The 8751-nt window shown below is 58.2% G+C and carries 10 protein-coding genes; 2 read left to right on the forward strand and 8 right to left on the reverse strand.

Features of this window, described 5'->3' with window-relative positions; translation table 11 throughout:
• Positions 1-28: 28 nt before the first annotated feature.
• Genes JZX87_RS26805 through JZX87_RS26830 form a run of 6 tightly spaced genes read right to left on the reverse strand, consistent with a single transcriptional unit; the run spans position 29 to position 4532 of the window.
• On the reverse strand, positions 29-799 hold the full coding sequence (locus tag JZX87_RS26805) for an amino acid ABC transporter ATP-binding protein (protein ID WP_183686440.1): 771 nt from the start codon (positions 797-799) through the stop codon (positions 29-31).
• 34 nt (positions 800-833) lie between these two features.
• The gene (locus JZX87_RS26810) at positions 834-1508 is read right to left on the reverse strand and encodes a 4-carboxy-4-hydroxy-2-oxoadipate aldolase/oxaloacetate decarboxylase (RefSeq protein WP_148148847.1); all 675 of its coding nucleotides are present in this window, start codon (positions 1506-1508) and stop codon (positions 834-836) included.
• A gap of 17 nt (positions 1509-1525) precedes the next feature.
• Positions 1526-2257, reverse strand: a complete 732-nt coding sequence (locus JZX87_RS26815; RefSeq protein ID WP_206828918.1) for an amino acid ABC transporter ATP-binding protein — start codon at positions 2255-2257, stop codon at positions 1526-1528.
• On the reverse strand, positions 2254-2964 hold the full coding sequence (locus tag JZX87_RS26820; protein WP_148148849.1) for an amino acid ABC transporter permease: 711 nt from the start codon (positions 2962-2964) through the stop codon (positions 2254-2256). Before JZX87_RS26820 ends, JZX87_RS26815 begins: the two co-directional genes overlap by 4 nt.
• Positions 2964-3662 carry an amino acid ABC transporter permease gene (locus tag JZX87_RS26825; RefSeq protein WP_148148850.1) on the reverse strand — a complete coding sequence of 233 codons (699 nt, stop codon included), beginning with the start codon at positions 3660-3662 and terminating at the stop codon, positions 2964-2966. The genes JZX87_RS26820 and JZX87_RS26825 overlap by 1 nt, the downstream gene beginning before the upstream one ends.
• A gap of 33 nt (positions 3663-3695) precedes the next feature.
• Entirely contained in the window at positions 3696-4532 is an 837-nt protein-coding gene (locus tag JZX87_RS26830; protein ID WP_183686446.1) for a transporter substrate-binding domain-containing protein, read from the reverse strand.
• 125 nt (positions 4533-4657) lie between these two features.
• On the opposite strand from JZX87_RS26830, the gene JZX87_RS26835 reads away from it, so the two are divergent.
• The gene (locus tag JZX87_RS26835) at positions 4658-5578 is read left to right on the forward strand and encodes a LysR family transcriptional regulator (RefSeq protein ID WP_206828919.1); all 921 of its coding nucleotides are present in this window, start codon (positions 4658-4660) and stop codon (positions 5576-5578) included.
• 52 nt (positions 5579-5630) lie between these two features.
• Positions 5631-6668: a LacI family DNA-binding transcriptional regulator gene (locus JZX87_RS26840; RefSeq protein ID WP_206828920.1), complete on the forward strand. Its 1038-nt coding sequence runs from the start codon at positions 5631-5633 to the stop codon at positions 6666-6668.
• Positions 6669-6683: 15 nt separating this feature from the next.
• Here JZX87_RS26840 and JZX87_RS26845 read toward each other — a convergent pair whose 3' ends face one another.
• Together JZX87_RS26845 and JZX87_RS26850 are read right to left on the reverse strand one after the other, a co-directional pair.
• Positions 6684-7715: an L-idonate 5-dehydrogenase gene (locus tag JZX87_RS26845; RefSeq protein ID WP_206828921.1), complete on the reverse strand. Its 1032-nt coding sequence runs from the start codon at positions 7713-7715 to the stop codon at positions 6684-6686.
• 9 nt (positions 7716-7724) lie between these two features.
• The gene (locus JZX87_RS26850) at positions 7725-8669 is read right to left on the reverse strand and encodes a 2-hydroxyacid dehydrogenase (protein ID WP_206828922.1); all 945 of its coding nucleotides are present in this window, start codon (positions 8667-8669) and stop codon (positions 7725-7727) included.
• Between the last annotated feature and the right edge of the window lie 82 nt (positions 8670-8751).

Consider the following 8751-nt stretch of genomic DNA (forward strand, 5'->3'; position numbering starts at 1 on the left):
TTCGTTCGTGCACTGCAACGTTTAAAAATCAGTGCAGGATCTGGCTGAGGAAGAGTTTGGTGCGCTCGTGCTGCGGATTGTCGAAGAACTCGGCCGGCGAGTTCTGCTCGACGATCTGGCCCTGGTCCATGAAGATGACGCGGTTTGCGACCTGGCGGGCAAAACCCATCTCATGGGTCACGCACAGCATGGTCATGCCTTCTTCGGCAAGCGAGACCATGGTGTCGAGCACTTCCTTGACCATTTCCGGGTCGAGCGCCGAGGTCGGTTCGTCGAACAGCATGATCTTCGGCTTCATGCAGAGCGAGCGGGCGATCGCCACGCGCTGCTGCTGGCCGCCGGAGAGCTGGCCCGGATATTTGTTCGCCTGTTCCGGGATCTTGACGCGCTTCAGATAGTGCATCGCGATTTCTTCGGCTTCCTTCTTCGGCATCTTGCGGACCCAGATCGGTGCAAGCGTGCAGTTTTCCAAGATGGTCAGGTGCGGGAAGAGGTTGAAGTGCTGGAACACCATGCCGACTTCGCGGCGCACCTCGTCGATCTTCTTCAGATCGTTGGTAAGCTCGATATTGTCGACGAGGATATTGCCCGACTGATGTTCTTCCAGCCGGTTGATGCAACGGATCATCGTCGACTTGCCGGAGCCCGAAGGCCCGGCAATGACGATACGCTCGCCCTTCATCACCTTCAGATTGATGTCGCGCAGCACGTGGAAATCACCATACCACTTGTTCATGCCGATGATTTCGACTGCAACCTCGGTCGAGGAAACGGTCAGTTTTTTCAGTGCTGCGCTCATGTCATATCCAAATGGTGTGTGTTCTGGCTGGAGCTCAGGCTTCGACCACGAGACCCTTCGCCTTCAGGACCGGCTCGAGCTTGCTGACTTCGATCACCGATTTTCCGGCCTTGTAGGCTTCGATGAAACCGGCTTCGGCGTCTTCGCGCTCCTGAGACAGCTTTGCCGCTTCGGCCACTTCGCTGCGGCGAACGACGACCAGACCATCGGCATCACCGATGATCACGTCACCCGGATTGATGATCTCGCCGCCGACGATGATGCTGTCATTCGTCGTGCCAATCGTTTCCTTGACCGTACCCTTGATGCAGGTGCTGAGCGAGAAAACTGGGAAACCGAGTTCGCGAAGCTGCAGCGTGTCACGAACGCCGGTATCCGTAACCAGGCCGCCGATGCCCTTGGCAAGGCAGGCATTGGCCAGAACGTCGCCGAACGAACCTGCTTCTTCGTATTCACCCGCCGAAACGACGATGATGTCGCCGGGCTTGGCATAGTTGATCGCTAGTTGCAGCATGATGTTGTCGCGCGGCGAGGATTTGACCGTGAAGGCCGGTCCACAGAGTTTCATGCGGTAATCGACCGGCTTCAGCCGCGACGACAAGGCGCCCCGACGGCCCTGTGCTTCGTGAATGGTGGCGGGCGAAAATTTTGCCAGTGCATCAATGTCCGACTTGCTCGGGCGGGCGGGAATATCCTTGATATGGACCATGTTTTGCTCCTGTGATTTCAATGATTTTTACGAACAGCCGAAAGGAAGTTGCGAACATCGTGATGGGCATCGTCCGAAAAGAATGCGGTGGGTTCGGCGTCGAAGGTCAGCGTGCCGTTGCGCAGGAACCAGATGCGATCCGCCACTTCGCGGGCGAAACCCATTTCGTGGGTGACGCACATCATGGTGATGCCATCGGCCGATAGTTCCCTCAGCAATTTCAGCACCTCACCGACCATTTCCGGATCGAGCGCGCTGGTCGGCTCGTCGAGAACAAGCACTTCCGGCTTCAGGATCAGCGAGCGCGCAATCGCGACGCGCTGAGACTGACCACCGGAAATGTCGGCGGGAAGCGAATGTGCCTTGTCGGCGAGCCCTACCCGCTCCAGCATCTGCATTGCCACAGGCCGAGCTTGGGCACGCGATTGCTTGCGGATGCGCAACAGCGGCAACATGACGTTTTCCACGACCGAGAGATGCGGAAAAAGATTGAACTGCTGGAAGACGAAGCCGATGCCGCTGCGCAGCACGTTGACGTCGATATCCTTCGCGTAGATGTCATGCCCGGCCAACGTGATCTTGCCCTGCTGGATGGGTTCCAGCCGGTTGACGGTGCGGATCAGTGTCGACTTGCCGGAGCCGGAAGGGCCGCAGAGAACGGTCGTGGTTCCCTTGGCTACCGTCGCATTGACATCGCGCAGCACCTGCAAGGCACCGAACCACTTGGAAACGTTTTGGAACTTGATCATGCTACGGCCTCCACAACGACCTGCCCCGTTCTGCGGGACGAAATGCGGCGTTCCAGCCAATTTGTTGCCTGGCTGAGAGCGAAGCAAAGGACGAAATAGACCGCAGCGAGGATGCCGAAGATCTGCAGCGGCTTGGTCACCTCGTTGGAATTGACCTGCAGCATGACATATGAGAGTTCCGAGACAGCGATGATCGAGCCGAGCGAGGATTCCTTGATGATCGTTGTCAGCTGATTGACGATGCCCGGAATGACATTGAAGATCGCCTGCGGCAGGATGATCCTGAACATGGTCGGGATATAGCCGAGGCCGAGCGCTGCGGCGGCTTCCCGCTGCCCCTTCGGCAGGCCCGTGATACCAGCCGCGATGATCTCACCCAGATAGGCCGTTTGATAGATGACGATGGCGACGATTAGCGTGAAGGCAGCATCTATCGGAAAGCCGATGATCATCGGCACGGCGAAATAGGCCCAGAAGATCAGCATCAGCAGCGGAATGGCGCGAACGCTGTGAACGAAACCGTTGGCAATCGACTGGATGATGCCAGGTTTTCCGGTTCTGGCGAGTGCGATGAGAACTGCGCAGGGAAATGTCACGATGAGGCTGACGAAGGAGATGATCAGCGTCATCGCCAGTCCGCCGAGCTTGCCGTGCGGATATTCGCCGATCAGCAGCAGAAGCCAGTATTCCTGAATGATTTCCAGCATTACTTCACCCTCAGCTCATATCGCTTGGAGAGGATTGACGAGAGCCACATGATCGCAAATGAGATGAGCATGTAGATCGCCGTGGCGATGCCGTAGGCCTCGAAAATGCGGAAGGATTGCTCCTCGATATAACGGGCCTGGTAGCTGAGCTCGGCAACACCGATGGCGGCGGCAAGGCTGGTACCCTTGAAGAGAATGAGGGTCTGCCCGAGCAGCGCCGGGAGCGCCAGGCGCCAGGCCTGCGGCAGGATCACCCAGGTCATGGCACCGAGATAGGTCAGTCCGATCGAGCGCGCCGCTTCCATCTGCGCCGGATGGATGGAGCGCAGACCGCTGCGGAAATCCTCGGACATATACGCCGCCTTGTTCAGGGCCAGCGCCACGATGGCATATCCGATCTCCGCCCCGATATCGTTCAGATAATCGTTGACCGCATCCGGCAGGACGACGGCAAAACCGAAATACCAGACGAACAGCTGGATCAGCATCGGCACGTTGCGATGATATTCAACGAAGGCAGCGACCAGAAACTGTGTCGGCTTGAACTCGATCGCTCGAATGACGGTCAATACGACCGCCAGAACCAGACCGATAATCCAGGAGAAAACGAAGACCACCATCGTGGCCTGGAGACCCTCCAGGATGAGTTCGAGATACTCACCCTGCAGGACCTTACCAAAGTCGAATTGGTAACCCATGAAAGTTGACCTGTATGCAGTATGCGGAGGAGATCAGTTCGTAAACCAGGTTTCCTGGGGTTTGCCGAACTCGAACTTGCGCGTGGCCTTCAGGTCAGAATCCTTGCCCAGCCACTTGTCGTAAAGCTTCTGGCCTTCCCCATTGGTCTCCAGTTCGGCGAGGAATGCGTTCGCCTGCTTGACCAGTTCCGGCGATCCCTTACGGAAGCCGAAACCGGACGGCATGGAGAGAAGCGGTTCGTCAAGGAAGCGCAGTCCCTTGATCTCGGAGCCGGCATTACGCTGCACGGCCTTGCCTTCGGAATAACGATAGACGGTCGCCTTCACCTTGCCCTGCTGCAGGGCGAGGAAGGATGCGGCACTCGTTTCGAACGAGAGGATGCGGGCATCCGGAAGGCGCTTTTCCGTTAGGGGGATCAGGACCGAGCCCTTTACCAGCCCGATGCGCTGGCCGGAAAGGTCGGCAACAGTCTTGATATCAGACTGATCAAGCACGACGAAATTGAAGTCCTCGGCAATATAGGCGCCGCTGAAATCCACCTGCTCGGCGCGTTCCTTGCTGTAGCTCAGAAGCGATGAAAGGATGTCTACGCGTCCCTGGGTCAGTTCGGCCATTCGGGTCTGTGGCGAGACGGCGGTCATCTTGGCGCTGACGCCGAGATATTTTGCGAACATACGGCAAATCTCGATCTCGTAACCGTTAGGCTCACGGGTCTTGGGGTCCTGGAAACCAAGCGGCGGCGAGTTCGTCAGAACACCGCAGTTCAGAACTCCAGCCTTCTTGATGTCATCCAGCTGCTCGGCGGCGGCGACATTTGAAAACAACGCAGCGCCGATCGCGGCTAGCGTCATAAGACGAGCAAATTTCATAGTGTCCTCCTTTTAACAGCGCTTCCTCTCGCTGCATGGAAAACCTAGGCCAAGCTCGATATTCGAACAAATATATATTGCAGATACGTACTATATCTTTACGGTATAGAAAGTGGAGGGGATGCATGGTTCTCGATCTTTTAAAGATGCGCTATTTTGCCAAGATTGCGGAAGTGGGGTCCTTCACCAGGGCATCACGGGAACTGGGTGTCGCTCAACCGCCGCTGAGCCTGCACATGCGCTCGCTGGAGGACTATCTGGGCGTCCAGCTTCTCAACCGTACATCCCGCGGAGTGATACTTACCGATGCGGGACAGACGCTGCTCTCTCACGCCCAGTCGATCCTGCGCGCGGTCGAGCAGGCTGAGGCGGAAACCAGACAACAGGATCTGACGCCGAGGGGAGATGTCTCGCTTGGCATGCTGAGCTCGCTCTCCCCGATTCTCTCCGTTCCCGTGTTGGAAAGCTGCGAGAAGATGTTTCCGCAGATCCGCCTGACGATCAGCGAGGGCGACAGCCAGACGTTGAGAGCTGCGATCGACACGCATCTGCATGATCTTGCCATCAATCTCGTTGATGTCGCCAAGGCAAGTTCCCTGCCCCTTTTCGACGAGCGGCTTTATGCCGTGGGAAGGATCGGCAGCTTTGACGACATAACCGGGCAGATGTCGGTCGAGGACGCACTTTCTCTGCCGCTGATCATGCCGACCCGTCGTCACGGCATTCGTGTCCTGCTTGAACGGCAGGCTTTGATGCTGGGCCGCGACCTCAACATTGTGCGCGAGATCGAGGGCTTGGCTAGTACCAGGGCTGCCATTCGCGCAGGCCTGGGCTTTGCCATCCTCGGCAGGGGTGCCGTGTATACGGATATGCAGCAGGGAAACCTTGCCGCAATTCCCCTCTCCGCCCCCATACTCTCGCGCCGCCTCATACTCGACATGCCGGTCAACCACCCCCCGACCCGCGCGATGATCGAGGTACGGAACATTCTGACATCGGTGATAAAGACGCTGGGCCAAGAAGGGCATTGGACATGCTTGCCTTGACACGCGCCCGAAAGCACCCTTTCAGCTGGATCATCCCGTAACAGGAGAAAAGATGTCGATCGAGCAGGAGCCCCGACCAACCGAAGCCGGTAATGGTCCACCGACAATGGCGGATGTCGGGCGAGTTGCCGGCGTATCCGCGATGACGGTGTCGCGTGCCCTCAAGGGCAATTCCTATATCGCCAGGGGCACGTTCGAGCGCATCATGGCGGCAGTTGACCAGCTTGGTTACGTTCTAGATCAGTCGGCCGGTACCCTGTCTTCACGCCGTAGCGGCTTCATCGCCGCAATCGTCCCCTCAATCGACAATTCGAACTTCGCCGACACCGCACGCGGGATTACCGATGCGCTTGCGCAGACAAGCATGCAGCTGCTCCTCGGCTACACGAATTATTCGGTCGAGCGCGAGGAAGAGCTGATTGAATCCATGCTGCGGCGTCGGCCAGAAGGTATCATCCTGACGGGCGGGGAACATACGTCGCGTGCACGGTCGATGCTTGCAAATGCCGGTATTCCGGTGATCGAGACCTGGGATGTGCCGGAAAACCCAATTAATGCCGTCGTCGGTTTCTCCAACGCCGATGCGATGGAAGCACTTGTCGACACTCTCGTCCCCCAAGGCTATTCGCGTTTCGGCTTCATCATTGGGACCGAAGCTTCCGATGCACGCGGGCGTCAGCGTCATATCGGGTTTGACCGCGCCCTGCTGCGGCATGGCCTGAGCAGCCACAGAGTTGTATCGGTGGAGTCCACGCCAATGCGCATGGCGCATGGAGCAGAAGCTATCCGCCAGTTGCTTCGCAATTTTGCGGACACCGATATTGCTATCTGCGTCGGCGATCTCCCCGCTTTCGGCGCAATGACGGAATGCCGTAGAATGGGGCTTTCTGTGCCGGGAGACATCGCCATCGCCGGCTTTGGTGATTACGAGATCGCTTCGATATCTGAACCCGGAATAACCACCGTCAATGTCGACAGCTACGGGATAGGCGCGCAGGCAGCCGGGCAGATGATTGCCATGCTTGAAAAGCGCAGCACCGCCGCGACCATCAAGACGAGCTATCAGGTGCTGCTTCGCGGCAGCACCTGATAGGTTTCATTCGGCTCAGAAGCTGAGCTGGACCTTCATCGAACGGCCGCGATCCCCCGCAACCTCGAATGCCTTAACCGCATCAGCGACCGGGTAGATCTCTGACAGGAGTGGTGAGAAATCGACGCGCTTCTGGTTGATGAGGTCGACCGCCTGGCCGAATTCCTCGTGGAAGCGGAACGTGCCCTTCACCTCGATTTCCTTGGCGACGATCGTGTTCTGCGGCAGCGAGATATCACCGCCGAGGCCAAGCTGGACGAGAATGCCGCGAGGCTTCAACACCTCCAGGCCTGAGCGGACGGCGCGTTCATTGCCAGAGGCCTCGAAGTGAACGTCGAAATAGCCCTTGTTGGCCGTGTAGGCGTTGAGAGCATCGGGGTGTGACGCGGTGTTGATGGCACGGTCGGCGCCGATCGCCTTCGCTTTTTCCAGCACGGCATCCATGATGTCGGTCGCAACCACTTCGCGTGCACCATGCAGGCGGGCGGCGATGATCGACAGGACGCCGATCGGACCGCAGCCGGTGACCAGAACCCGCTTGCCCTGAAGCGAACCGGCGCGTGAGACCGCGTGCAGGGTCACGGCAAAGGGCTCGGCGAAGGCCGCCTCGTTGATGGAAATGCCTTCGTTCACCTTGTGGCACTGCCAGGCTTCGGCCACTAGGCGCTGGCGGAACGCGCCCTGGATATGCGGCATGGGCATGGCGCTGCCGTAAAAGCGCATGTTGAGGCAGTGGTTCTGCTGGCCCTTGAGGCAATAATCGCAGTTATTGCAGGGACGGCTCGGCGATACGGCAACACGATCGCCGACCGCAAGATGGGAGACGCCGCTTCCAAGCGCGACCACACGACCGGCAACCTCATGTCCAAGGATCATCGGCTCACGGACGCGCACGGTGCCGAAGCCACCATGATTGTAATAATGCAGGTCGGAGCCGCAGATACCTCCGGCTTCGATGGCGATATCCAACTGTCCCGCACCGGCGGCCTCGACTTCGCGTTCCTCGACCCTGAGATCCTTGGCGGAATGAATGACGACAGCTTTCATGACACGACCTCAGATGACCGGAGTGGAAAGGGGCTGGCCGGCAAAATGCGCTGCCAGATTGTCGCGTACAAGCTTGCCCATCGCCTTGCGCGTCTCGATCGTGCCGGACGCATGATGCGGCTGCAACAACACGTTTTCGAGCTTGAGGAAGCGCGGGTCGAGATTGGGTTCGCCATCGAACACATCAAGCGCTGCCGAACCGAGCCTACCGTTTTCAAGCGCGTCCAGAAGCGCCGATTCATCAATATTGGAGGCGCGTGAAATGTTGATCAGCATGCCTTCCGGCCCGAGAGCCTCGATCACCGGCTTGGAGACGATATGCCGCGTGGCAGCGGATGCCGCCAGCGTCACGAACAGGAAATCCGAATGTTCGGCAAGTGCCACCGGATCGGCAATGAACGTCATGCCCTCGGCATAGGACTTTTCGGAGACGTCGCTATAGGCGATATCCATATCGAAACCGCGCAGGCGCTTGGCGACCTCGAAACCGATGCGGCCAAGGCCGAGAACACCGGCCTTGCGGCCCCAGACCTTGCGCTTAAGCGGGTAAAGTCCCTTGGCGGCCCAGCTTCCGTCCTTCACCCACTGCTCGGCGCCGATCATGCCGCGCGACTGGCAGAGCATCATAGCGACGCCGAGATCGGCAACGTCGTTGGTAAGCACATCGGGTGTGTTGGTGACGCGGATACCGCGTTCGCGGCAGGCGTCCAGATTGACCGCGTCATATCCTACCCCGTAGACCGAAACGATCTTCAGATTTGGCAACCTGCCGATCAGCTCCGCCGAGGCGCCAAGTTCACCACGCGTAGCAATTGCCGTTACCTGGCTGGCTTCATTGGCGATGAAGGCGTCTCGATCGCTGGCTTCATAGAGCTTCTTCACATCGTAGCTCTTTTCGAGCTCAACCATATCCCACTCCGGATAGGGGCCGATGACGAGGATTTGTGGCTTCATTTCTCACTCCCGCGTTTTGTTTTCGATTGCATATGTTATCGATAACATCTATGTCAACTTCAAAGACGCTTATGAACCGGGA

This window comes from Agrobacterium sp. Ap1, from assembly GCF_017313375.1.
Classification (GTDB): domain Bacteria; phylum Pseudomonadota; class Alphaproteobacteria; order Rhizobiales; family Rhizobiaceae; genus Neorhizobium; species Neorhizobium cellulosilyticum.

Bases quoted from the DNA above. Each gene is read 5' to 3' on its own strand.
- JZX87_RS26805 (WP_183686440.1), bottom strand. From the start codon at position 799: ATGAGCGCAGCACTGAAAAAACTGACCGTTTCCTCGACCGAGGTTGCA.
- JZX87_RS26810 (WP_148148847.1), bottom strand. From the start codon at position 1,508: ATGGTCCATATCAAGGATATTCCCGCCCGCCCGAGCAAGTCGGACATT.
- JZX87_RS26815 (WP_206828918.1), bottom strand. From the start codon at position 2,257: ATGATCAAGTTCCAAAACGTTTCCAAGTGGTTCGGTGCCTTGCAGGTG.
- JZX87_RS26820 (WP_148148849.1), bottom strand. From the start codon at position 2,964: ATGCTGGAAATCATTCAGGAATACTGGCTTCTGCTGCTGATCGGCGAA.
- JZX87_RS26825 (WP_148148850.1), bottom strand. From the start codon at position 3,662: ATGGGTTACCAATTCGACTTTGGTAAGGTCCTGCAGGGTGAGTATCTC.
- JZX87_RS26830 (WP_183686446.1), bottom strand. From the start codon at position 4,532: ATGAAATTTGCTCGTCTTATGACGCTAGCCGCGATCGGCGCTGCGTTG.
- JZX87_RS26835 (WP_206828919.1), top strand. From the start codon at position 4,658: ATGGTTCTCGATCTTTTAAAGATGCGCTATTTTGCCAAGATTGCGGAA.
- JZX87_RS26840 (WP_206828920.1), top strand. From the start codon at position 5,631: ATGTCGATCGAGCAGGAGCCCCGACCAACCGAAGCCGGTAATGGTCCA.
- JZX87_RS26845 (WP_206828921.1), bottom strand. From the start codon at position 7,715: ATGAAAGCTGTCGTCATTCATTCCGCCAAGGATCTCAGGGTCGAGGAA.
- JZX87_RS26850 (WP_206828922.1), bottom strand. From the start codon at position 8,669: ATGAAGCCACAAATCCTCGTCATCGGCCCCTATCCGGAGTGGGATATG.